The 22,620-nt window shown below is 40.5% G+C and carries 25 protein-coding genes; 3 read left to right on the top strand and 22 right to left on the bottom strand.

Annotated features, from left to right (window positions below; all coding sequences use genetic code 11):
* Positions 1 to 29: 29 nt before the first annotated feature.
* From wrbA to FXF70_RS04785, 10 genes are all read right to left on the bottom strand, one after another.
* A complete protein-coding gene (gene wrbA / locus FXF70_RS04740; RefSeq protein ID WP_045034926.1) occupies positions 30 to 653 on the bottom strand; it encodes an NAD(P)H:quinone oxidoreductase in 624 nt (207 codons plus the stop codon).
* Positions 654 to 712: 59 nt separating this feature from the next.
* Entirely contained in the window at positions 713 to 1,324 is a 612-nt protein-coding gene (locus FXF70_RS04745) for an alpha/beta hydrolase (protein ID WP_148779918.1), read from the bottom strand.
* The gene (locus FXF70_RS04750; protein WP_007497450.1) at positions 1,321 to 2,292 is read right to left on the bottom strand and encodes a ring-cleaving dioxygenase; all 972 of its coding nucleotides are present in this window, start codon (positions 2,290 to 2,292) and stop codon (positions 1,321 to 1,323) included. The genes FXF70_RS04745 and FXF70_RS04750 overlap by 4 nt, the downstream gene beginning before the upstream one ends.
* Positions 2,293 to 2,481: 189 nt before the next feature.
* Positions 2,482 to 3,999 carry an ABC transporter permease/substrate-binding protein gene (locus tag FXF70_RS04755; RefSeq protein WP_046344916.1) on the bottom strand — a complete coding sequence of 506 codons (1,518 nt, stop codon included), beginning with the start codon at positions 3,997 to 3,999 and terminating at the stop codon, positions 2,482 to 2,484.
* The gene (locus FXF70_RS04760) at positions 3,992 to 4,957 is read right to left on the bottom strand and encodes an ABC transporter ATP-binding protein (protein WP_148779919.1); all 966 of its coding nucleotides are present in this window, start codon (positions 4,955 to 4,957) and stop codon (positions 3,992 to 3,994) included. The genes FXF70_RS04755 and FXF70_RS04760 overlap by 8 nt, the downstream gene beginning before the upstream one ends.
* 199 nt (positions 4,958 to 5,156) lie before the next feature.
* The gene (gene rpsR, locus FXF70_RS04765; RefSeq protein WP_008347556.1) at positions 5,157 to 5,396 is read right to left on the bottom strand and encodes a 30S ribosomal protein S18; all 240 of its coding nucleotides are present in this window, start codon (positions 5,394 to 5,396) and stop codon (positions 5,157 to 5,159) included.
* A gap of 41 nt (positions 5,397 to 5,437) precedes the next feature.
* Complete coding sequence (gene ssbA / locus FXF70_RS04770) at positions 5,438 to 5,980, bottom strand: single-stranded DNA-binding protein SsbA (protein WP_007497456.1); 543 nt, start codon at positions 5,978 to 5,980, stop codon at positions 5,438 to 5,440.
* A 36-nt stretch (positions 5,981 to 6,016) separates the two neighbouring features.
* Positions 6,017 to 6,304, bottom strand: a complete 288-nt coding sequence (gene rpsF, locus FXF70_RS04775) for a 30S ribosomal protein S6 (protein WP_008347557.1) — start codon at positions 6,302 to 6,304, stop codon at positions 6,017 to 6,019.
* 108 nt (positions 6,305 to 6,412) lie between these two features.
* On the bottom strand, positions 6,413 to 7,513 hold the full coding sequence (gene ychF, locus FXF70_RS04780) for a redox-regulated ATPase YchF (protein WP_007497458.1): 1,101 nt from the start codon (positions 7,511 to 7,513) through the stop codon (positions 6,413 to 6,415).
* A gap of 215 nt (positions 7,514 to 7,728) precedes the next feature.
* Positions 7,729 to 7,935, bottom strand: a complete 207-nt coding sequence (locus tag FXF70_RS04785) for a DUF951 domain-containing protein (RefSeq protein WP_008347561.1) — start codon at positions 7,933 to 7,935, stop codon at positions 7,729 to 7,731.
* 294 nt (positions 7,936 to 8,229) lie between these two features.
* Here FXF70_RS04785 and FXF70_RS04790 point away from each other — a divergent pair, with 294 nt between their 5' ends.
* Positions 8,230 to 9,549, top strand: coding sequence for a hydrolase (locus FXF70_RS04790; protein ID WP_148779920.1), 1,320 nt, complete (start codon positions 8,230 to 8,232; stop codon positions 9,547 to 9,549).
* Between the two features lie 15 nt (positions 9,550 to 9,564).
* Positions 9,565 to 9,975, top strand: a complete 411-nt coding sequence (locus FXF70_RS04795; RefSeq protein ID WP_007497462.1) for a hypothetical protein — start codon at positions 9,565 to 9,567, stop codon at positions 9,973 to 9,975.
* 25 nt (positions 9,976 to 10,000) lie between these two features.
* Here FXF70_RS04795 and FXF70_RS04800 read toward each other — a convergent pair whose 3' ends face one another.
* Positions 10,001 to 11,056, bottom strand: a complete 1,056-nt coding sequence (locus tag FXF70_RS04800; RefSeq protein WP_079919768.1) for a YkvI family membrane protein — start codon at positions 11,054 to 11,056, stop codon at positions 10,001 to 10,003.
* Between the two features lie 72 nt (positions 11,057 to 11,128).
* Between FXF70_RS04800 and yyaC the strand changes: the two genes are divergently transcribed.
* On the top strand, positions 11,129 to 11,755 hold the full coding sequence (gene yyaC, locus FXF70_RS04805; RefSeq protein ID WP_025208343.1) for a spore protease YyaC: 627 nt from the start codon (positions 11,129 to 11,131) through the stop codon (positions 11,753 to 11,755).
* 25 nt (positions 11,756 to 11,780) lie between these two features.
* Here the strand turns inward: yyaC and FXF70_RS04810 are convergent, their stop codons facing one another.
* The 11 genes from FXF70_RS04810 to rpmH all read right to left on the bottom strand — a co-directional run bounded on the left by FXF70_RS04810 (position 11,781) and on the right by rpmH (position 22,120).
* Positions 11,781 to 12,635 (bottom strand): ParB/RepB/Spo0J family partition protein, encoded by an 855-nt coding sequence (locus FXF70_RS04810; RefSeq protein WP_035390144.1) that lies wholly within the window; start codon positions 12,633 to 12,635, stop codon positions 11,781 to 11,783.
* The gene (gene soj, locus FXF70_RS04815) at positions 12,628 to 13,389 is read right to left on the bottom strand and encodes a sporulation initiation inhibitor protein Soj (protein ID WP_008360890.1); all 762 of its coding nucleotides are present in this window, start codon (positions 13,387 to 13,389) and stop codon (positions 12,628 to 12,630) included. The genes FXF70_RS04810 and soj overlap by 8 nt, the downstream gene beginning before the upstream one ends.
* A 235-nt stretch (positions 13,390 to 13,624) precedes the next feature.
* On the bottom strand, positions 13,625 to 14,458 hold the full coding sequence (locus FXF70_RS04820; RefSeq protein WP_048001990.1) for a YiiX/YebB-like N1pC/P60 family cysteine hydrolase: 834 nt from the start codon (positions 14,456 to 14,458) through the stop codon (positions 13,625 to 13,627).
* 128 nt (positions 14,459 to 14,586) lie between these two features.
* On the bottom strand, positions 14,587 to 15,462 hold the full coding sequence (gene noc / locus FXF70_RS04825; RefSeq protein ID WP_024718432.1) for a nucleoid occlusion protein: 876 nt from the start codon (positions 15,460 to 15,462) through the stop codon (positions 14,587 to 14,589).
* A gap of 105 nt (positions 15,463 to 15,567) precedes the next feature.
* Entirely contained in the window at positions 15,568 to 16,287 is a 720-nt protein-coding gene (gene rsmG / locus FXF70_RS04830) for a 16S rRNA (guanine(527)-N(7))-methyltransferase RsmG (RefSeq protein WP_007497477.1), read from the bottom strand.
* Between the two features lie 13 nt (positions 16,288 to 16,300).
* Positions 16,301 to 18,187, bottom strand: a complete 1,887-nt coding sequence (mnmG, locus tag FXF70_RS04835) for a tRNA uridine-5-carboxymethylaminomethyl(34) synthesis enzyme MnmG (protein WP_039169033.1) — start codon at positions 18,185 to 18,187, stop codon at positions 16,301 to 16,303.
* A 17-nt stretch (positions 18,188 to 18,204) separates the two neighbouring features.
* Complete coding sequence (gene mnmE, locus FXF70_RS04840; protein ID WP_017359868.1) at positions 18,205 to 19,584, bottom strand: tRNA uridine-5-carboxymethylaminomethyl(34) synthesis GTPase MnmE; 1,380 nt, start codon at positions 19,582 to 19,584, stop codon at positions 18,205 to 18,207.
* A 402-nt stretch (positions 19,585 to 19,986) separates the two neighbouring features.
* Complete coding sequence (gene jag / locus FXF70_RS04845; protein WP_057078773.1) at positions 19,987 to 20,610, bottom strand: RNA-binding cell elongation regulator Jag/EloR; 624 nt, start codon at positions 20,608 to 20,610, stop codon at positions 19,987 to 19,989.
* The gene (gene spoIIIJ / locus FXF70_RS04850; protein WP_089374159.1) at positions 20,607 to 21,389 is read right to left on the bottom strand and encodes a YidC family membrane integrase SpoIIIJ; all 783 of its coding nucleotides are present in this window, start codon (positions 21,387 to 21,389) and stop codon (positions 20,607 to 20,609) included. The genes jag and spoIIIJ overlap by 4 nt, the downstream gene beginning before the upstream one ends.
* Before the next feature lie 158 nt (positions 21,390 to 21,547).
* Positions 21,548 to 21,907 (bottom strand): ribonuclease P protein component, encoded by a 360-nt coding sequence (gene rnpA / locus FXF70_RS04855; RefSeq protein ID WP_008347592.1) that lies wholly within the window; start codon positions 21,905 to 21,907, stop codon positions 21,548 to 21,550.
* Between the two features lie 78 nt (positions 21,908 to 21,985).
* Entirely contained in the window at positions 21,986 to 22,120 is a 135-nt protein-coding gene (rpmH, locus tag FXF70_RS04860; protein WP_008360908.1) for a 50S ribosomal protein L34, read from the bottom strand.
* Between the last annotated feature and the right edge of the window lie 500 nt (positions 22,121 to 22,620).

Genomic DNA, 22,620 nt, shown 5'->3' on the forward strand with positions numbered 1-22,620 from the left:
AGTGGCTGCATTCTTTTTGTATACATCTATTAAGCGTTTTGACCTTTTTTGATCCATTCTGCTACATTCACTGTACGTTTCGCCTGATGTTTTGCGGCTGCTTCTGCATCCTCTTGGATCTTTCCATTTTGGTCAACAGTCACACTCACACCATAAGGGTTACCCCCTGCGCCGTATAGGGAATCATCCGTGTAGCCAGGAGCGGCAATAATGGCTCCCCAGTGGAACATCGTTGTATACAGGCTCAGAACCGTCTGCTCCTGTCCGCCATTTGGGTTTTGTGCAGATGTCATCGCACTCACTGCTTTGTTTGCTAGTTTCCCTTGGAACCATAAACCGCCTGTTGTGTCTAAGAATTGTTTCATTTGAGCCGGTAAGTTACCGAAACGTGTCGGCATGCTGAAAATAATGGCATCCGCCCACTCTAAGTCACTTAACTGAACCTCAGGGACATCTTTTGTTTCATCTAAATGTGCTTTCCATGCTGGATTTGATGCAACAACTGCTTCTGGTGCCAATTCAGGAACCTTTAAAATTTTGACTTCAGCACCAGCTTCTTTCGCTCCAGCCTCCGCCCATTTCGCCATCTGATAGTTTGTACCTGTTGAACTATAATAAATAATCGCTAGTTTTACGTTTTCCACTTGTTCCATCTCCTTTTGTTTGGTTTGCCCAAAAAGCTTTTGTAAAAATCCCACCTGTATTCCCCACCTTATTTAAATTGACGACGATACCACAATGCCGCAGCATCGACTTCTTCTCTTGTTAGCTGATGTCCACGATTTTCCCAATGAAGCGTTACGGATGCTCCCGCCTCCTGAAGCAGTTGCTCCAGTTCCTGAGATTCCTCAGGACGGCACATTGGATCATTTTCACCAGCTGCTATAAAGACTTGTTTCCCCGCTAATGAAGGTAATAAAACCCCTCGTCTTGGGACCATAGGATGATGCAGGATCGCTCCTTTCAGCGCATCTCCGTAATGGAATAACAGACTTCCAGCAATATTCGCCCCGTTTGAATAGCCGATGGCTACCACATTGTGACGATCAAATCCATACTTATCTGCTGCTTCCCCGATAAATGTATATAATTCCTCTGTACGCTCAATTAAATCTTGCTCATCAAAAACACCCTCTGCCAAACGCCTGAAAAAACGCGGCATGCCGTTTTCTGATACATTTCCTCTCACACTAAGAACAGATGCTTCAGGGTCTACCACTTCTGCAAGCGGCAATAAGTCTTGCTCTGTCCCGCCAGTTCCATGCAGCATGAGAAGGACAGGTTTTTGTTCATTCTTTCCTTTTTGAAAAAGATGCTTCATCATGAATCTCCTTTCCCTTTGATTTCTCTTACCTCAATCGGCAGCACGATTTGTTCAATTTGACTACGCTGAGCCTCATATTGCGGTGGCAGTTTCAACGCTTCACCCATCGTTTCCACAGATTCATCATGTGCAAACCCTGGAGGATCGGTCGCAATCTCAAATAATATGCCGCCAAGCTCTCTAAAATAAATCGCATTGAAATAATTTCGATCTTGCACAGGCGTCACTTGATATCCGCTTTGCGCAACATGTCTTTGCCAATCCAATTGATCCTGATCATCTGTTGCTCTCCACGCAATATGATGTACAACACCCACGCCCATACGTCCTCGTGCAACAGGTGTCTTGTTCACATCAATGACATTGCCGATTTCTCCAAACGAACGGAATCTCACATAATCTCCTTCCGTGCCGACTTTTTCAAGTCCCATCGTTTGCTCTAGCAGCTGCATCGTTTGCTCAGGCTGTGAAGTTAATAAAACAGCTCCGCCAAACCCTTTAATTGCTACTTCTGGTGTCACCCCATTAAATGTCCAGTCATTCTGTTTTCCTTCTTCACGCTCTACAAGTTCTATCAATAAACCGTGCGGATCTTCAAATGAGAGAAAGGCCTCACCAAAGCGTTCAATCATTTCATAAGAAACGTCAAACTGCTCAAGGCGTTCCTTCCAAAAAGAGAAGGCACCGGTCGGTACGACATATGTTGTCACACCTACTTGACCTGCTCCAATTTGTCCCTTTTGTGCACCTGGCCAAGGGAAAAACGTAATAATGGTACCTGGAGAACCTCCTTCATTTCCAAAATATAAATGGTATGTGCCGGGATCATCAAAATTGACGGTCTTTTTCACGAGACGAAGACCTAAAACACCTGCATAAAAATCAACGTTCTCCTGAGGATGACCAACAATTGCTGTGATATGGTGAATTCCTTCTGTTTTCTTCACTTCTAATGACCTCCTCTTCATGACGTAACATGTCCCTACTCATTATGTCTTGACTGACGCTTTTATATTATCTCGAATTCGAGATATATGACCAAAAAATATATTTATCTCGAATTAAGGATATTCTTTTTTGAAATAGATGTCAATGATTTTTGTTTTTTTCTTTTCAAAAGCAGGCCGCTTTGTTATAGCAGACCTGCTTTCCCTTGATTATTGAAGCAATTTTTTCTTTTTTAAATAGGCTTCGGCTACTTGAAATGCATCTTTCCCCTTCACATTGACTTCGTAATTCATTTCTCTCATCTCATCATCTGTGATTTGACCAGCGAGCTTGTTGAGAGAGGCCTCAATCTCAGGATACTCTTTTAATGTCTCCTGTCTTAGCAAGGGCGCTCCTTGATAGGGCGGGAAAACATGCTTGTCGTCATCCAGCACTTTCAACTTGTATTGTCTCAATTCACTGTCTGTCGAATACGCATCGACCAACTGAATATTCCCTTTTTGAATGGCTCGATATCGAAGTTTCGGTTCCATCGTGACCACATCGTCAAAAGAAAACTGATAAGCTTTTTGAATGCCTAAATATCCATCCTGACGATCAGAAAACTCTAAAGTAAAGCCAGCACGTATACGATTCTTGATTTGACCCAGATCTGAAATCTTTGATAAATCATATTGATCCGCTAGTGATTGAGGCACGGCTAAAGCATATGTATTGTTATAAGCCATCGGCTGAAGAAGCTGAAGCTGAAAGGATGACGCCAAACCTTGGCGCGCTTGCTCATACACTTTTTCCTTATCCGTGCTTTTCGCTGTTTCTTTCAGAAATTCAGAAATCGCTGTCCCTGTAAATTCAGGATAGATGTCAATATCACCAGACCGCAGTGCCTGAAAAACAAAGGACGTCTTACCAAGACCAGGCTTAAGATTGACTTGGATATCTGTATCCTGCTCAATTAAAAGCTTATACATAGAGATCAAAATTTCAGGCTCTGACCCCAGCTTCCCTCCAATGGTGATCTCTTTCTTTTCTTGTTGAAACAGCAATGGGGCAGCGACAACTGCTCCTGCTATTACAGCAAAGACCGTTACAGAGATCACGGTTTTTTTAAAGGAGATTTTCTCAAGTGTCCGCAAGACCACATCAAATAAGAGCGCAAGTAATGCAGCTGGAATAGCACCAATGATGATCAAAGACATATCATTTCGATCAATTCCAAGCAGAATCAGACTCCCTAATCCACCTGCCCCAATAAGAGCTGCAAGAGTGGCTGTCCCTACAATAAGAACCATCCCTGTTCGGATACCTGCCATGATCACAGGCATAGCAAGAGGGAGTTCTACTTTTAATAAGCGTTTGCGGTGATTCATCCCCATAGCGAGCGCCGCTTCTCGGAGCGACGGATCGACCTCACGAATGCCTGTATATGTGTTTCTTAAAATAGGAAGAAGAGCATAGACGACAAGAGCGATAATTGCGGGCACTTGACCAATCCCAACGAGAGGAATCAGCAGTCCAAGCAGCGCCAAAGACGGAATTGTCTGCAAGACAGCCGTCACCCCAATGATCCACTCTGCTATCTTAGGGACTCTCGTTAAATAAATCCCTAAAGGAATGGCAATCAAAATCGCTAGAAATAACGCAATGAAGGAAATTTGAATATGCTCAAGTAAGGCGTGTCCGAGCTGATCTTTTCGAGCCCATAGCACACTGATCCATTCATTCATGTGTCTCGCCCCTCTCAGCAGAAGTACCGGCTAAATACTGAATCACCGCTTGACGAGTGATGAGCCCGATCCGTTCCCCATCCTTCTCAACAACAAGCTCTTCATGCTCTACCAGTCGAGATAGAACCTCTTCTAGCGTCGCATGGATGGAGACCACCTCATCGCCTAACAGATCTTCTTGAGGCATGGGCTGAGAAATAGTTGTCAGCTCAAATGCTTGATGGTCTACATGACGGGCAGCTCCTGAAACAAACTCCCGCACAAATGGATTAACTGGATGCTGAATCAATTCCTCTGGGCGTCCAACCTGCACCACTTTTCCTTCATTCATCACACATATCCGATCTCCAAGCTTCATGGCTTCCTGCATATCATGTGTCACAAAAACGATGGTCTTTTGAATACGGCGCTGTAACTCAAGCAGATCATCTTGTAATTTCTCTCTCGTCAGTGGATCTAACGCACTAAAAGGTTCATCCATCAGGACAATCTCAGGATCAGCAGCAAGTGCCCGTGCTACGCCGACTCGCTGCTGCTGTCCTCCTGAAAGCTCTGCTGGCTTTCGATGTCGATAGGTAGAAGGCTCAAGCCCCACCATGAACATCAACTCATCAACACGCTGATTCGTCTCAGTCCGCTTCCATTGTTTCAGCTCTGGCACTATAGCAATATTCTCTTCTATGGTCATATGAGGGAACAGCGCAATTTGCTGAAGCACATAACCAATATCCCAGCGCAGCTCATAAATATCATAATCGCTGATGGTTCGACCCTTTATGTAAATCTCACCTTCTGTAGAAGAGATGAGACGATTGATCATTTTCAAAGTCGTCGTTTTCCCGCTTCCACTAGGTCCAATCAATACAAAAAATTCACCTTTTTGAATCTCCAAATCAACAGATTGAACGGCATAGCGGTCATCAGAAAATTGCATCGATACATTCTTAAATTCAATCATCTTCCCACGCCCTGACTGCAAGTATATTTTAAAATACCAATATGACAGATTGACCTAGTATTTGTATAGAACAAACTGTCACGTTGACTCTCTTTTTACATACTTCCCCTAGTTAGACTGCCAGAAACGGCTTTCTCATAAAAGTGAGACAAATAAAAAAAGCGAAGAGCTCAAGGCCCTTCGCTTTTAAGTCAACGACTTACTCACCAGTAACGTATGGAAGTAATGCCATTTGACGTGATTTTTTAATCGCTAATGTCAATTTACGTTGATACTTAGCGCTAGTTCCTGTTACACGACGAGGTAAAATTTTACCACGCTCAGAAACAAACTTTCTAAGAAGATCAACATCTTTGTAATCGATGTGCGTGATTCCGTTAGAAGTAAAGAAACATACTTTACGACGTTTCGCACGACCGCCTCTGCGTCCACCTGCCATTTGTTTTCACACCTTTCCTTTGGTCATTTTTTTCAGATCAATTAGAATGGCAAATCATCATCGGAGATGTCAATCGGTTTACCATCATTCGCAAATGGGTCATCATTGAAGCTATTTCCCTGATTACGATTTTGGTTGTTTTGATTGCCATATGGATTTTGACTTGGTTCATTTCCAAATGGATTCTGATCATTTTGGCTACCGCCATAATACTGGCCTCCGCTATTGCCACCGCCGCTGTATCCACCTGAACCAGCACCGCCGCTTTTAGGCTCAAGAAATTGAACACTTTCAGCTTGAACTTCTGTCACGAAGACACGCTGTCCTTGCTGGTTTTCATAGTTTCTTGTCTGCAAGCGACCGTCTACACCGGCAAGACTTCCTTTTTTCAAGAAATTAGCCACGTTCTCGGCTTGTCTTCTCCAAGTAACACAGTTAATGAAATCGGCTTCACGCTCTCCAGATTGATTCGTAAACGTACGATTCACAGCTAGAGTAAACGTGGCTACAGCCGCACCATTAGGCGTGTAGCGAAGCTCAGGGTCTTTTGTTAGTCTTCCGACCAATACAACACGGTTTAGCATATTGAAAGACCACCTTTAAATATATATTTCAATGATTTATTCTTCTTCTTTAACAACAATGTGGCGAATGATATCGTCACTGATCTTAGCTAAGCGGTCAAATTCTTGAACTGCTGCAGCGTCAGATTGAACGTTTACGATTTGGTAGAAGCCTTCACGGAAATCGTTGATTTCGTATGCAAGACGACGTTTACCCCAATCCTTTGTTCCAGTGATCTCCGCACCGTTAGAAGTTAACACGTTATTAAAACGGTCGATAACTGCTTTTTTAGCCTCATCGTCAACTGTTGGGCGGATGATGTACATAACTTCGTACTTTCTCATCTGATTGCACCTCCTTTTGGTCTAAGCGGCCCTATACGGGCAAGGAGCAATAAATTATATTACTCACAATTGTATATTATAACAAATTACTTGGCCTATGACAAGAACCTATACGTTAAAACGGAAATGAATGACGTCTCCATCTTTCACTATATATTCTTTACCTTCTAAACGAACTTTTCCTGCTTCTTTTGCAGCAGACATACTTCCGCCAGCTAGTAAATCTTCATAAGCCACCGTTTCAGCACGAATAAACCCTCGCTCGAAGTCCGTATGAATGATTCCAGCACATTCCGGCGCCTTCATTCCTTTTTTAAATGTCCAAGCACGTACTTCTTGCTCACCTGCTGTGAAATACGTAGCTAAACCTAGAAGTGAATAAGACGCTTTAATCAGCTGATCTAGACCTGATTCTTTAATGCCAAGCTCTTCAAGGAACATTTGCTTTTCTTCTCCTTCAAGCTCTGCAATTTCAGACTCAATCTTCGCACAAACGACGATGACTTCAGCGTTTTCGCCAGATGCAAACTCACGAATTTGCTGTACATATTCGTTTCCGTCCTGATCTGCTACTTCGTCCTCACTCACATTTGCTACATACAGAATAGGTTTTGACGTGAGTAAATGAAGCTGCTTCACAAGCTTCTGCTGCTCATCTGTAAATTCAACCGATCTTGCAGATTTTCCAGCTTCAAATGCGTCCTTCAGCTTTTCCAAAATATCAAATTCAGCTACCGCTTCCTTATCTTTTTGTTTCGCAAGCTTACTCACACGAGTTAAACGCTTTTCAACCGTTTCTAGATCAGCCAAAATCAATTCTAAATTAATCGTTTCAATATCTGACACTGGGTCAACCTTACCTGACACATGTGTAATGTTATCATCAGCAAAAGCTCTCACCACGTGACAGATCGCATCTACTTGACGAATGTGAGAAAGGAATTTATTTCCTAAACCTTCTCCTTTAGATGCACCTTTCACAATACCAGCAATATCAGTGAATTCGAAAGCAGTCGGAACTGTCTTTTTTGGCTGCACTAATTCTGTCAGTTTTTGCAAACGCTCGTCTGGAACTTCTACAATTCCGACGTTTGGATCAATGGTACAGAACGGATAGTTAGCAGACTCCGCTCCAGCCTGTGTAATTGCATTAAATAGCGTTGACTTCCCGACGTTAGGTAAGCCAACAATACCAGCTGTTAAAGCCATTCTTTCATCTCCTCTATATGAAACGTGCTCGTTATACTGCGTAATATGAACCTAGAGCAATTATAAGTAGGTTTACATGAAAAGACAAGCTAACCATCATGCATTTTCAATAGAAGAAACATTACCAAAAAGACTAAATCGGAGCTTTAAAATGAGAAATTGCATCTGTTTCTCTGAACAAAAGACAAATTTCATCAAAAAAGCATGAGGCCTACTTAAGCAGTTGGCTCCTCATGCTTGACGAGAATTTTCTTCATTTTTCGTTCAAAATCTCTTCTTGGGATCATCACGCTGTGCCCACACCCTTCGCATTTAATACGAATATCCATGCCCAAACGAATGACTTTCCACCGATTGGCGCCACATGGATGGGGTTTTTTCATTTCAACGACGTCATGTAACCCAAATGCTTTGTCTGCCATCAGCATTCACCTCTCTTGCTCACTTCATTAAATCTATTGTACAAAAAAACGACGATAGAGAGCAATGCACAAAATAAAGAGCCGCAGTCATGTATCAATCCCGTTCTTTTTTATAGAAAAAACCCTTCTTTTAGATCATTTTATTTGTGACCAATAGTTACTTAAACTCCACTTTTTTTCAATATTGTCACAAACACTGTAGGTCAAAAGGTTTTTATTGGTAGAACGCTGTGGTTTTTCCATATTTTTTGATTTATGATATCTGCATAAATGTTATGTGAGGGAGCAGGTACGATGGTCAATCGAAAGGATAGATTAACCGACAAAGATTATAAAATCATATCCGATCACGCTGGAAACGCAGAGAATTACCAGCAGAACCATACGATAGAAGTAGGTCAGCATACGCTCACTGTCAACGATTTTCTAAAAATAGATCATCAATTATATGGTTTAACGATGCAGCAGGAACAGTCAGATGAGTTCATTGTCGCGTTTCACTGTCCTCTGCCAAAACAAATGACGGTGACATCGGCACAAGATGTTCAAACGGCTACCCAATCCTTGTTAAAAACGGATTATGCCTACCCCATTGAAAGAAAATCCTTAGCCGGAAAGCAAGATCATGTCTTTTTTAAAGGGAAGGAATACATCGAGGACATCTGTCAGAAGCACCCAAATGCAGCCATCTATCTCACTGGACAAGCGCTTGCCGGTGCTGTTTGTGCTTACATAGCGACAGAACAGCCAGCTGTCAAAAAAGCCATCACATTCGATAGCCCAAATATATGGAGCAGCCTTGCACCTTCCATTCAGCAAAAAGCAGTAGAAGGAAAATATACCCATGTTCTCACGGAATATATTCAACCCAATCATTATGTAGGTTTACTCAATCGCCATGATCATGGAGTTGGACAAGTCAAGTACACCGTACCGCCCCGGGAGCAGGGATCGGTCCAAGAATCCATAAAATATAAACCAAGAGAAATTGACACCTTTTTAAGATCAGCTTTTGCATCAATGAATATAGAGTGGAACGAATCGTTTGATACAAATGCATTTTTAGCTCTCGTTTCAGGAGAATTTAAAGTAAATGGGTATTCATTCCATTCTAATGGAACCGCTCGTATTTTAGATGAACAGCTTGATCACAATACAAGTTTTACAGCGATGCTTTTACAAGAAATCCATTCAGGCCGTGCATATGCACAAAACGGGCTTGAAATTATCATAAAATCCCATTTACTAAAAAATTCATCTTATGATCTACAAAGTATTATTGAACATGAAGTACACACTGTATTTGAGAAAATAGATGGAATTGATGATAGTGTCAAAGATGCCGTCCATCATGTAAAACAAGAGCTGAAAGGACTTGTCGGCTTTGGTCACTATGATTTATTAACCCATAGCGATGTAGAAGCACTATTAGAGGAGGTAAGGATGGAGCAGCCGCAATCATCCTTTTATTCTCATGAAAAACAACTGAATGCCTTGTACACCTTGAGAGACTACGAACAAGAACTTTCCACCCTTTCAAGACATATGTACACAATGGGTGATGACTATGCAAAGGCAGATAGACGCCTTGCGATGCAAATGGGTATTCGTTAAGAAAGGAGTCGACATATGATCAATCAAAATAAACCTCCTAGTGACGCCCAGCGTTTCTTGCAAAATGTGAGTGCCCGCCGCTCCATGTCTGTATTCGAAAGTCAATCTGCACCACAAACACAATCGCAATCACCTGAAGAAATTGCCGCTATTCAGGCCATGCGCAGAGAAGGACAACGAAAAGATTTAAAGCGATTGCTGAAAATGCGGCTTCACGATGAATTGGCAAACACACGCATGCACTTGGAGTACCAATTATCCAAAACAGAAGACATGATGAACCAGACAACCATTGTCAAACAACACGTATCCCAGCATTTAAAGGGACAAGCCATCTCAGAAATAGAGGAACGCATGCAGCGTCTTCAGCACATGCCTGTATATGACGATATCAAGGAAGCGATTGATTCCATTCGGATAAAATAAGCACTTCTCTTTGAAAGAGAGGTGTTTATTTTATTTTATCAGTATAATTTTTAGAACGGAAAAATATCTTTTTACTTAAAATCGGATACAGCATTAAACAGACAAGCAAATAAAGATTGAGCAAGCTGTAAATCGGATACAAGAAAGCAATTAAATCAGCAAATCCAAGAGAGGTTAAAGGTGCCATCAAAAGAAGCATGATGAATACAATGAACCAGCGGGGCATTCGTACAAAAGAGAGCATGCGGCTGGATAAACCAAATAATCCCGCAGCGGTTGTTGTATAAATCGCTAAACAAAGAACAATGGTCATAAACACAAACAATGATGTTGGTGCCCCCTCTAATACTGTAAACAAAGGAATCCCTTCTGCTGAAAGACTCCCAGAAATATCAACTAGTATTTCGTTATACACATAAGAAATGACACCAAAAATCAAACCGCTTAATATACTCGCAACTTTGGCCTCTCCAAGCCCCTTCATTTCTTTCCCCACTGAAGATAGCACCGCCACAACAGATAATATATTCAAAGAAGCAAAGACGATACTAGCAGGCCAATTGTATTGCTGGCCAAAATCAATTCTCCACATATGATCATGATTCATATAATAAAAAACAAACGCATAGATGAGCCCCGCCACCAAAATTGGTATAATGAAGGCATTCACAGATAAGAGCCCTTTCACATCCCAGAAAAAAATCATAAATGAGAATAAACAAAATGCACCGATTCCAACCCAAAATGGCACATGATACATCTCAAGTGTCACCCCGCCACCGGCAATCATGACTGTTGTTGTCGTGAATAGATAAAGAACAATTAAAATATCATACACCTTGGCCAGCCAAGGACCTACAAGACGCTCTAACACCGGCACAAAATGATCGGCACGCACCTCATAACTGATTTTTAACACCACATAGGTAGACAGCATAAACATGAGCGTAAACAGTAGAATGGCTAGTCCGCTATCAAGGCCAAAAAACTGCCAAATTTCTTGACCGGAGGCATATCCCGCTCCTATCAAGCTTCCTAAAATTAAAAGCGTCCACCTTGAACCAGCCTTCCACACAATCATCACCTCATAGGTATAGAATTAAGCTTGTTTCCGTATACTGTTACTAACTACTATGACAAGGAAGTGAGACCTATGAATAGCAAGAACGGTCTTTTTTTAAGAAATAGGGTGAAAGAATACGTGTCCCATACGGATACAAATGCCATTCAGCAGCTTAAAAGTATTTTATTCTCGCATCTTCAGAAAGCAGGAAAAAGACCCGTTGCCATCGTCTGCATAGGAACAGACCGCTCAACCGGTGACTCTCTAGGTCCACTTGTAGGAACAAAGCTTTCAAGCCTTGATTTAAAAAAGCTGCATGTATACGGCACTCTCTCTGACCCAGTGCATGCGGTCAATTTAAAGGAAAAGCTCGCTGAAATTGAACAAGCTCATAAACATCCATTTATCGTAGCCGTTGATGCCTGTTTAGGTAGAGTGAAAAGTGTAGGATCGTTTCAAATTGGAGAAGGACCGTTAAAGCCCGGTGCAGGTGTGCAAAAAGAGCTGCCAGAAGTAGGCAATATTCATATTAATGGAATCGTCAACGTGAGCGGTTTTATGGAATACTTCGTTCTCCAAAACACACGTCTTCATCTTGTAATGTCTATGGCCAATACACTTTCTGAAAGTCTATCCCACATTGATCAAATGGATTGGACGAGAGAAAAAAGCCGTTCTCTCTTTACCCCTATTCAAAATATCACGGGAAGAATATAAAAAAGACCATCTCATATCAAGATGGTCATTCCGATGATTCTCTCGTAGAAAGCAATTCAAGGATTCTTTCTAAATCTTCATTTGAGAGAAATTCAATCTCAATTTTCCCTTTTTTCTTCTGTTTCTTGATCGTCACTGAAGTACCAAAGTAATTTTGTAAGAAAGATTCTCTTTCTTTCAACATGCGATCCTTTGGTGCTTCTTTTTTCTTTGTTTCACGTGGAACATTTTCATTTAATTGCTGAACAAGTTTCTCAACCTGACGGACATTTAATCCTTCGTCCACGACCTTCTTTACCAATGGCGCCAGCTTCTTTTTGTTTTTCAAACTAAGCAGCGTGCGTCCATGTCCCATGGATAATGTTCCATCTGCAATCAGCTTCTGTACTTCATCCGGTAATGTTAATAAACGAAGGTGGTTCGCAATATGCGGTCTGCTTTTGCCTAATCGCTTGGCTAATTCCTCCTGAGTCACACTTAAGTGATCTAGTAAGGAGGCATAGGCTTCCGCTTCCTCTAATGGAGATAAATCCTCGCGCTGTAAGTTTTCTAAAAGAGCGATCTCCCTCATCAGTGTTTCTGAAAATTCTCTGACGATCGCAGGAATCGTTGTCAAACCAGCTTGTTGTGCTGCACGGAAACGGCGTTCTCCTGCGACAATGTCATATCCTTTAATCGATTTGCGAACAATAATCGGCTGTAAAACACCGTGCTGCTGAATCGATTCCTTGAGATCAGACAATGCATCATCATCAAACGTTTTCCTCGGCTGATAAGGGTTCGGACGCAAATCCTTCAACTTAATTTCTTCGACAGTTTCTTCATTGGCATCCACATTGTTAAATAGCGCATTAATACCCTTCCCAAGACCTTTAGCCATTCGCATCCACTTCCTTTGCTAAGTCTAAATAGACATCTGCACCTCTTGAACGTGGATCATACAAGATAATAGGTTTCCCATGACTAGGCGCTTCACTTAGTCTCACATTTCTCGGAATCACGGTCTGATAGACTTTATCTCTAAAGTATTTTTTTACTTCTTCGATGACTTGGATTCCAAGGTTTGTTCTTGCATCCAGCATTGTCAGTAAGACACCTTCAATGGCAAGGTCGGTATTTAGATGTTTCTGCACAAGACGAACCGTATTCAACAATTGACTCAATCCTTCAAGCGCATAATATTCACACTGAACCGGTATTAAAACAGAATCGGATGCAGTTAACGCATTAATCGTCAGTAATCCAAGCGATGGCGGGCAGTCAATAATCATATAATCATAATTTTGCTTCACAGATTCAAGTGCTCTTTTCAGCCTCACTTCACGTGAGATCGTAGGCACAAGCTCAATTTCCGCCCCTGCAAGCTGTATCGTCGCAGGAATGACATCAAGATTTTCGACCTCTGTCGTCTTAATCACATCAAGTACATCTGCATCGTCTACTAAAATATCGTACACGCACTTCTCTACGTCGGCCTTCTCAATCCCAATACCACTCGTGGCATTTCCCTGCGGATCAATATCAACTAACAACACTCGTTTTCCTATGTATGCTAAACACGCACCCAAATTAACAGAAGTTGTCGTCTTCCCAACGCCGCCCTTCTGGTTGGTAATCGCTATGATTTTCCCCACGATGTCACCCACTTTCAACTTAACAAGTTTCTCATTCATTCATACTTCCTATTCTATCAAAAAAAGTATGAAACGTTTGCTTTTTTTGTTCCCCCATTATAAATTCGTGAATGAATCTGTGTTTCCGTACATGAATAGATGCATAAAAATACGCTTTAAAGATATATTAATAAATCTTTTGAAGAAAATAACGAGACAAAAAACCCCCACTTTCATAAAAGTGAGGGAGATACAATCAAAAGTTTAGCCCGCCAATTTTTCGGCCTTCACTTACAATGACTTTAGGTGTCACTGTTTTATAGTTCTTCTTTTTCAAAAACCCATAGGGTGCTTTAATGGTAAATGTGGCATGTCCAACAGCGTCCCCGGTTTTCGCATAAGCCTGCCATACAATCTTTGAACAATAAGTAGGGTCCAAGGATTGAATAGACATAGTGATCGAATATCGAGCCTTCGGATGGTCTTTCACGTAATCATGCGCCCAATCCCCTGCTAAATCTGCCTTTTCCTGATGATTAATCCGAATCACCTTTGTATTGGCACTATAGCGAAACCAGCTTTGAATCGAATCAATATTTGGATGCTGCCGGAACCCAGGAATGGATGCATAGCTTTTCTCATTAATGACGATGCCTGCATGACCAATTAAACCATTCAAAGCACCAGTGCTCGTCACCAATATATCCCCTTTTTGAGGCATAATATCGGTTCCAGGATACGGTTTACCAAAAAGATGGCGAATGGTATTCGGCCTTTCATCCGTTACCATTTCATCCTGTTTGTTTTGCCTTAAACCATAGTTCTCCAAATCATCATCAGCTGTGATCACATCGATCGCATCGTCCTGAGACGCTTGCTCTTGATTTAATTGTTGAACCGTTACATCTGTCGAAACCACACCTTGTTTCTTCAGAGTACTCAGTTCTTCTTTCGTAATCGTTTCTTCCGCTGAATGAGTATCATGATTTGTTGACGTGCTCACAGCAAACACAGTCGTTTCATTTGAAAAAAGAGAAAAAGAGATTAGTAAATAACAGATAATAGCAAAAACAGTCTTTTTCATTTTCATCAGTTATATGTCACCTCCCTTCTACTATGAAAATCATATTTTACCAATTAATTAATAATAAGTAAATATCATGAATTGAAGGGAGAGAAAGACAAAAAAGCTGACGAGTAATGCTCATCAGCTTCTTTCTATTTAGGAATTCGAATCGTTAATTGGATATATTCCTCAAATTCTTCTTCCTCGGTATTTATTTTAAGTCCGCTGTCTTCTACCATGTGGAGAGACTGACGAATGGTATTCATCGCAATTCGCGTATCTCGGCTAAACGCCTTACGTTTCGGCTTCGGTTTGCGATCTGTTTTTTGTTCAAGCATCTTCACTACACGCTCTTCAGTCTGTTTCACATTCAGCTGCTTTTCGATGATTTCCTGCAACAACGTGATCTGTAATTCTGGCAGCTTTAGAGGTACAAGTGAACGGGCATGTCTCTCTGAGATTTTTTTCTCCAAAATGGCTTGCTGTACCTCTTCAGGCAACTTTAAAAGTCTTAGTTTGTTTGCAACAGTCGATTGTCCCTTACCTAAACGCTGAGCAAGCGCTTCTTGCGTTAAATCATGAAGCTCTAAAAGACGTGCATAAGCATGAGCCTCTTCAATTGCAGACAGCTCTTCTCTTTGCAAATTTTCAATCAATGCCACAGATGCCGTTTCCGTATCAGTAAAATCTTTTATAATAGCGGGGATCTTCTCCCATTGAAGAGTTTGTACCGCTCTCCAACGTCTTTCGCCGGCGATCAGTTCATATTTTCCTTCTTCTTCTGTTGGTCTAACAACAATCGGTTGAATAATGCCATGGGTATGAATGGTTGTGGCCAGCTCTTGTATCTTTTCTTCTGAAAAAATGGTGCGTGGCTGAAAACGGTTAGGCATAATTGTGTCGACCGGGAGCTCCTGTATCTCTTCCTTTAATGTTTCATGCTCAGCAATCTCTGCCTCTATTTCGGTATCACGCTCAGGATGTTCTTTGTCACCAAGCCCGAAGAAGCGTGAGAGTGAATGCTTCATGAACCTACACCACCTTTAAAAACTACCTTTTTATAATTCTATTTTCTCATGTTTTTTCCTTCTGTAAAATCATAAATATTGAAGAAAAACCGACCTTTTACATGATCAACCCTCTATTGGTGATTTATTAGGTGTTCCTGGTTTTCTAGGATATTTTTTTGGTGTTTGTTTTTTCTTTTCAATGACAATGATGTTCCGTTCGCTTTCTTCTAAAGGAAGAACAAAGGAATGCTTTTCAACAACCTCTCCTCCGAGGACAGTAACGGCTTTTTTTCCTGCTTGCATCTCTTCATCTGCAGCAGATGCTTTTAATGCAACAAACAAACCTTCCTTTTTCACAAGAGGCAGGCATAGTTCGCTCAAGACAGATAAGCGCGCAACTGCTCTAGCGGTGACAAGGTCATAGCTTTCACGTTGATCTTTACGTTGTCCAAAGGTCTCCGCACGATCATGATAAAAAGTAGTATCTTGTAAGTTTAACCCTTTTGCTAACTCATTGAGAAACGTAATGCGTTTCTGGAGAGAATCAACAATGGTCACATGTAGATGAGGGAAACAAATTTTAAGAGGAATGCTTGGAAAACCAGCACCAGCTCCAATATCACAAATTGTTGTCACATTGTGAAAATCAATAAAAAATGCTGCTGATATCGAGTCATAAAAATGCTTTAAATATACTTCTTCCTTTTCTGTAATGGACGTTAAATTCATCTTCTCGTTCCATTCTACAAGCATATGGAAGTAAGTTTCAAATTGTTCAAGCTGCACTGGAGAAAGAGTGATCCCTTTCTCCTCTAGTGCTGCTGTAAATTGTTCAATGTTCATGCCGACATCCTTTCTACTCTGCTATCTTCGCAATACGTCCCTGCTCCAAATATACTAAAAGGATAGAAATATCAGCAGGGTTAACGCCTGAAATACGAGAAGCCTGTGCAACAGAAAGCGGTCGGACTTCTTTTAGCTTTTGCTTCGCTTCAGTTGCAATCCCTTTGATGGCATCATAATCGATTCGATCCGGAATCTTTTTGTTTTCCATCTTTTTCAGCTTTTCAACTTGTTGGAGCGACTTTTCAATATAACCTTCATATTTAATTTGAATCTCTACCTGTTCACACACATCAGCAGGAAGCGGTGTGTCAGCAGGAGCTAGTTTCACAACAGATTCATAGTTCATCTCTGGACGCTTCATCAGATCACTAGCGCGAATACCGTCCTTCAATTCACTTCCACCAAGAGAACGGATATATTCCTGTGTCTCTGCTGTAGGTTTAATAATGACAGAATATAAACGTTTTTTCTCTGCTTCAATAGCCTCTTTTTTCTGTGTGAATGCTTGGAATCTCTCTTCAGAAATTAGACCAATGTTATATCCAAGTTCCGTTAATCTTAAATCAGCATTGTCATGACGCAGAAGTAAGCGGTACTCTGCACGAGAAGTTAAAAGACGGTAAGGTTCATTTGTACCCTTCGTGACAAGATCATCAATGAGAACACCGATATATGCATCAGATCGGCTTAAAATGACTTCTTCTTTACCCAATGCTTTTCTTCCTGCATTGATACCTGCCATAATTCCTTGACCTGCAGCTTCCTCATAACCAGAGGTACCATTAATTTGGCCAGCTGTATATAATCCAGAAATTTTCTTCGTCTCAAGTGTCGGCCACAATTGTGTAGGCACAATCGCATCATACTCAATGGCATAACCCGCTCGCATCATTTGTACATTTTCAAGCCCTGGAATGGTTGACAGCATTCGCTGCTGTACATCCTCTGGCAGACTTGTAGATAAACCTTGAACATACACTTCTTGCGTATTACGGCCTTCTGGCTCTAAGAAAATTTGATGTCTCGGTTTATCATTAAAACGAACCACCTTATCCTCAATGGACGGGCAGTATCTAGGACCTGTTCCTTTAATCATACCTGAATACATAGGAGAACGGTGAAGATTCTCATCAATAATTTGATGAGTTTCTAAACTCGTGTATGTTAACCAGCATGGTAATTGATCTGTAATATATTCCACAGTTTCATAAGAAAACGCACGTGGCACATCGTCACCTGGTTGAATTTCCGTCTTACTATAATCAATCGAGTGGCTGTTTACTCGAGGTGGTGTCCCAGTTTTAAAGCGAACCAAATCGAATCCTAATTCTGCTAGATGATCCGACAATTTAATGGAAGGCTGCTGATTATTAGGACCGCTTGAATAAGAAAGATCCCCTAAAATAATGCGGCCTTTTAAGAAAGTACCAGTCGTTAGAACAACAGACTTCGCGCGATAATTTGCACCTGTTTGAGTCACAACACCTTTACATTCATCATCTTCTACAATTAAATGGTCTACCATCCCTTGCAACATTGTTAGGTTTGGTTCATTTTCCATTGTTTTTTTCATTTCGTGCTGATATTGAAACTTATCTGCTTGCGCTCTTAACGCACGGACAGCAGGTCCTTTCCCAGTATTCAGCATACGCATTTGAATATGCGTCTTATCTATATTTCGTGCCATTTCTCCGCCTAGCGCATCAATTTCTCTGACGACAATCCCTTTAGCGGGACCTCCTACGGACGGATTACATGGCATAAAAGCAACCATATCGAGATTGATGGTCAATACAAGTGTTTTGGCGCCCTGTCTTGCAGAAGCAAGAGCAGCCTCAACACCAGCATGACCGGCACCGACGACGATTACATCATATTGGCCAGCTTCATAACCCATTTCTTTTGTTCCTCCCTTTACTTTCCTAAACAGAATTGAGAGAATAACTGATCGATTAAGCTTTCATGAACAGCATCCCCAATAATTTCACCTAGCTGCTCCCAGCAGCGTGTTAAATCTATTTGAACAATGTCGATCGGTACATCCATTTCAATTCCTTCTAGAGCATCCTCAATCGATTGTTTTGCTTCTTGAAGGAGCGCAATATGCCTAGTATTGCTTACATACGTTAAATCTCCACTTTCAATTGAGCCAGTGAAGAATAAAGATTGAATGGCCATTTCAAGCTCATCAATCCCTTTTTCTTGTAATAAAGATGTTGTCACGACTGGACGATCTTTCGCTAACTCTTTTACTTTTTCTACATCAAGTTTAGGCTCAAGATCAGTCTTATTGACAATCACAATAATATCCATACCCGAGACAGCTTCAAATAGCTTAATATCTTCCTCAGATAACTCTTCACTATAATTGAGCACAAGTAAAATCAGGTCAGCTTCTTTTAAGACCTGTCTTGATCGTTCGACCCCAATACGCTCAACAATGTCTTCAGTCTCACGTATACCCGCAGTATCTACTAAACGGAGCGGTACTCCTCTTACATTCACATATTCCTCGATGACATCTCTGGTTGTTCCAGGAATATCGGTCACAATCGCCTTTGTTTCCTGAACAAGACTATTTAATAAGGAAGACTTCCCAACATTTGGCCTTCCAATAATAACAGTAGATAAACCCTCACGTAGGATTTTCCCCTGCTGTGAAGTCGTTAGAAGCGATTCAATTTCCTTTTTCACAGATGTCGCCTTTTCAACTAAGACTCGATGTGTCATTTCTTCCACATCGTCATACTCTGGATAATCAATATTCACTTCTACATGGGCAAGTGTCTCCAATATCTCACCACGAAGACGTTTAATCAAACCGGAGAGACGTCCCTCCATTTGAGTCATTGCGACATTCATCGCACGGTCAGTCTTTGCACGAATCAAGTCCATTACGGCTTCTGCTTGTGACAAGTCGATTCTTCCATTTAGGAAAGCACGTTTTGTAAACTCACCTGGCTCCGCTAATCTCGCTCCTTCTTTTAAAGCAAGCTGCAAGACTTTATTGACCGTGACAATTCCGCCATGGCAGTTGATCTCAATAACGTCTTCTCTCGTAAATGTTTTTGGCGCTCTTAATACAGACACCATGACCTCTTCTATCACTTGCTCGGTACTTGAATCTACAATATGACCATAATGAATGGTATGAGAATCCACTGATACAAGTTTTTTCTCCTTAGGCCCCTTATACATGCGATCAGCAATCTGAACTGCATCAGGCCCGCTTAAACGTATAATGGCAATTGCCCCTTCACCCATTGGTGTAGAAATTGCTGCAATTGTATCCACCGCTCATTCACCTCTTTCTCTATTCAATAGACAGTCTTATATCAATTAAATGGACGTTGTCCATCTCTATATCAAAAACGCTTAATCCAAAATTTAAAGATACCATAAATGCATGCGAAGCGAAAGTAGCCCACATTTAATTATCCACAGTTTTGCACCCTGTCTATTTTAACACTTAACTTATCCACATGTGAATAACGACGTTCTAAACTTGTCTTCACATCTTACACCTAAATCCAATAAATTAAAACGCCCTTCTCCCTTTGCAACTAAGGGAAAATGACGTTTTCGATCTAAATAACACACTAACTTTTTAGAAATAAAGGAGGAATCTACTATTAAAAGGTAATTTTTCAATAAAAAAAGACTAAAATCCAGCTTTGCTGAATCTTAGCCTTTCTGCTATTTTTTATACATCACCACAACATGACGCTTGCTGCCTGTATCTTCGGATGCCGTGGCAAGTTCTTTAGAAAATGCTGCAATCGTATCATGAACGACTTTTCGTTCATTCGAAGGCATCGGTTCTAAATGAACCTTTCTCTTCGTTTTTAAAACACGGTTTGCCGTTTTGATTGCATATTGTTCAAGTGCTTCTTGTCGTTTCTTCCTATAATCTCCAATATCAATTGTAATATGATGATACTGATCAGAATAACGATTAAACACTAACTGCACCAAGGTTTCTAAAGAGTACAGTGTTTGTCCTCTTTTTCCAATCATTAATGAAGTTTTGTCTCCATTAATGTGAAAAGAAATCTTTTTCGTTTCTTTTTTCGAAACAATATTTGCTTTAGGATCAATTGATTTAACAATTTTATCTAAATACTGTGTTGCTAATTTGAGCGCATCTCGCTTTTCTACTAACTTGACAACAGCTTGTCTTTTACCAAATAATCCTAAAAACCCTTTGTTTCCTTCATCTACTATTGTGATATCTACTTCTTCTTGTAGTAGTTGAATTTGTTTCAGTCCGGAATCTACTGCTTCTTCGACTGTGCGACCGACAGCAGTTATTTCCTTCATTTTTTGTTCCCGCCAGCTTTTTCTTTTGTATCAACTTTTACTTGAGGTGTTTTAATGACCAAAGTTTGAATGATCATGAAAATGTTACCTACAACCCAGTACAGTGAAAGTGCCGCTGGGAAACTGATTGCAAATACAATGATCATAATTGGCATCACCCAAAGCATAATCGCCATTTGAGGGTTGTCCGAAGGATTTCCAGCCATCATTAGCTTCTGCTGGATAAAAGTAGCTACACCTGCAATAATCGGTAGCAGGAATAATGGATCTGGACTGCCTAAGTCAAACCATAAGAAAGTATGCTTCTTGATTTCAGCTGTTCTCATGATCGCATGATAAAAACCAATTAAGATTGGCATTTGAATTAAGATTGGGAAACACCCTGCTAATGGATTTACACCATTCTTTTGGAAAAGAGCCATTGTTTCCTGTTGAAGCTGCTGCTGTGTTTTCTGGTCTTTTGAGCTATATTTTTCACGAAGCTTCTTTAGTTCTGGCTGAAGTGCTTGCATTGCTTTTGTACTTCTTAACTGTTTAATCATTAATGGTAAAATGAGCAAACGAATCAAAAGAGTTACAATAATAATCGCTACACCATAGTTTTCACCAGTTAAGTTTGCCATATAAGTGATTAATTGAGATAGCGGGTATACAATGTAAGAATTCCAGAATCCCTTACTATCTGATGTGATTGGTTCATTGATTTGTGTACATCCTGCCAATAGAACCAACACGCCAATCAAGCTAAATATTAGTAATAATCGCCTTTTCAACAAGATTCCTCCCATTACTTCAAACTTTATTTAAGTTGGAATTGATTACGAAAGTGACTCACCTAATCAGTATGGTAACATTTTTTCATTACAAAGTGGTGGTTTCATTTTAATTCACTAGATGAAGGAAGCGCTTTTAAAAATTGATTCAACGAAAGTTTCTATTACGAAGACTTTTTCGGTTGTTGTTGATAAACAGCGGATTTTCTAAATAAATGCTGGAGAGACTTCTTTGTTTCTTCAAAGGTCAATTCGCTTGCTGGTTTTCGTGCGATAACAATGTAGTCTTTTTCTTGCTTTAGCTTATGACCTTCCTCTAAGAACACCTGACGGATTAGTCGTTTAATCCGGTTTCTTATCACTGCATTACCTATCTTCTTACTGACAGACAATCCTAAACGCAGTTCTTCTTGATTTGGTTGGTCCAGCTGATAAATGACGAATTGGCGATTAGCCATTGATTGACCTTTTTTGAACACTGTTTGAAACTCTTCATTTTTTTTTAGCCTGTTTCGCTTCTTCATGTTTTCTTCCACTCCGATAAAAACTGACAGTTCATTTACGATTTTATGTAAAAAAGACCACTGACATTATTCAGTGGCCTAAGCTGATAATTTTTTTCTACCTTTGCTGCGGCGTCGCTTTAAAACTAGACGTCCGTTTTTAGAACTCATACGGCTGCGGAAGCCATGAACTTTACTACGCTTACGGTTATTTGGTTGAAACGTTCTTTTCATTTATGACACCTCCCTGAGGAATAGCTGTTTAAGACAGTCTAACTCATTATATTTGTGTAACCCATCGATTGTCAATATCAATGATAAAACTCTTATTATCAACCTTATAAGCATAACACAAGTTATCAAGTGAAGAAACCTTCTTTTTTAGTTTCCAGCATTTTATTCTTTTTTTCCTTCAAAAAAACCTTCAAAACAAGGTTGTGGATATTTTTCCGGCATATTTTGACTATCCACATCCATTATCGACATTTTTTTCACACAAATAACCTATGTGGATAATTATTTTTCAACAGGATGTAAAGTGTGTGGATAAGTTTGTGACACCCATTGCACCATCTTGTTTATTTTGATATTATATTTGTGTTTTAACTCTTAATTACTTATCTGGCCTATTTATCTTATCCACAATTTGTGGATAACCTGTGGAAAGTTATTACACAGCTTGTTGAATTGTTTATCCACAACCTGTGTAATTTGTCGAAAAGACGTTTTTCTAC

Origin of the sequence: Bacillus sp. Y3, assembly GCF_008123875.1 — a bacterium.
GTDB lineage: Bacteria > Bacillota > Bacilli > Bacillales > Bacillaceae > Bacillus > Bacillus altitudinis.

Bases quoted from the DNA above. Each gene is read 5' to 3' on its own strand.
- wrbA (WP_045034926.1), bottom strand. From the start codon at position 653: ATGGAACAAGTGGAAAACGTAAAACTAGCGATTATTTATTATAGTTCA.
- FXF70_RS04745 (WP_148779918.1), bottom strand. From the start codon at position 1,324: ATGATGAAGCATCTTTTTCAAAAAGGAAAGAATGAACAAAAACCTGTC.
- FXF70_RS04750 (WP_007497450.1), bottom strand. From the start codon at position 2,292: ATGAAGAGGAGGTCATTAGAAGTGAAGAAAACAGAAGGAATTCACCAT.
- FXF70_RS04755 (WP_046344916.1), bottom strand. From the start codon at position 3,999: ATGAATGAATGGATCAGTGTGCTATGGGCTCGAAAAGATCAGCTCGGA.
- FXF70_RS04760 (WP_148779919.1), bottom strand. From the start codon at position 4,957: ATGATTGAATTTAAGAATGTATCGATGCAATTTTCTGATGACCGCTAT.
- rpsR (WP_008347556.1), bottom strand. From the start codon at position 5,396: ATGGCAGGTGGACGCAGAGGCGGTCGTGCGAAACGTCGTAAAGTATGT.
- ssbA (WP_007497456.1), bottom strand. From the start codon at position 5,980: ATGCTAAACCGTGTTGTATTGGTCGGAAGACTAACAAAAGACCCTGAG.
- rpsF (WP_008347557.1), bottom strand. From the start codon at position 6,304: ATGAGAAAGTACGAAGTTATGTACATCATCCGCCCAACAGTTGACGAT.
- ychF (WP_007497458.1), bottom strand. From the start codon at position 7,513: ATGGCTTTAACAGCTGGTATTGTTGGCTTACCTAACGTCGGGAAGTCA.
- FXF70_RS04785 (WP_008347561.1), bottom strand. From the start codon at position 7,935: ATGGCAGACAAAGCATTTGGGTTACATGACGTCGTTGAAATGAAAAAA.
- FXF70_RS04790 (WP_148779920.1), top strand. From the start codon at position 8,230: ATGGTCAATCGAAAGGATAGATTAACCGACAAAGATTATAAAATCATA.
- FXF70_RS04795 (WP_007497462.1), top strand. From the start codon at position 9,565: ATGATCAATCAAAATAAACCTCCTAGTGACGCCCAGCGTTTCTTGCAA.
- FXF70_RS04800 (WP_079919768.1), bottom strand. From the start codon at position 11,056: ATGATTGTGTGGAAGGCTGGTTCAAGGTGGACGCTTTTAATTTTAGGA.
- yyaC (WP_025208343.1), top strand. From the start codon at position 11,129: ATGAATAGCAAGAACGGTCTTTTTTTAAGAAATAGGGTGAAAGAATAC.
- FXF70_RS04810 (WP_035390144.1), bottom strand. From the start codon at position 12,635: ATGGCTAAAGGTCTTGGGAAGGGTATTAATGCGCTATTTAACAATGTG.
- FXF70_RS04820 (WP_048001990.1), bottom strand. From the start codon at position 14,458: ATGAAAATGAAAAAGACTGTTTTTGCTATTATCTGTTATTTACTAATC.
- noc (WP_024718432.1), bottom strand. From the start codon at position 15,462: ATGAAGCATTCACTCTCACGCTTCTTCGGGCTTGGTGACAAAGAACAT.
- rsmG (WP_007497477.1), bottom strand. From the start codon at position 16,287: ATGAACATTGAACAATTTACAGCAGCACTAGAGGAGAAAGGGATCACT.
- mnmG (WP_039169033.1), bottom strand. From the start codon at position 18,187: ATGGGTTATGAAGCTGGCCAATATGATGTAATCGTCGTCGGTGCCGGT.
- jag (WP_057078773.1), bottom strand. From the start codon at position 20,610: ATGAAGGAAATAACTGCTGTCGGTCGCACAGTCGAAGAAGCAGTAGAT.
- rnpA (WP_008347592.1), bottom strand. From the start codon at position 21,907: ATGAAGAAGCGAAACAGGCTAAAAAAAAATGAAGAGTTTCAAACAGTG.
- rpmH (WP_008360908.1), bottom strand. From the start codon at position 22,120: ATGAAAAGAACGTTTCAACCAAATAACCGTAAGCGTAGTAAAGTTCAT.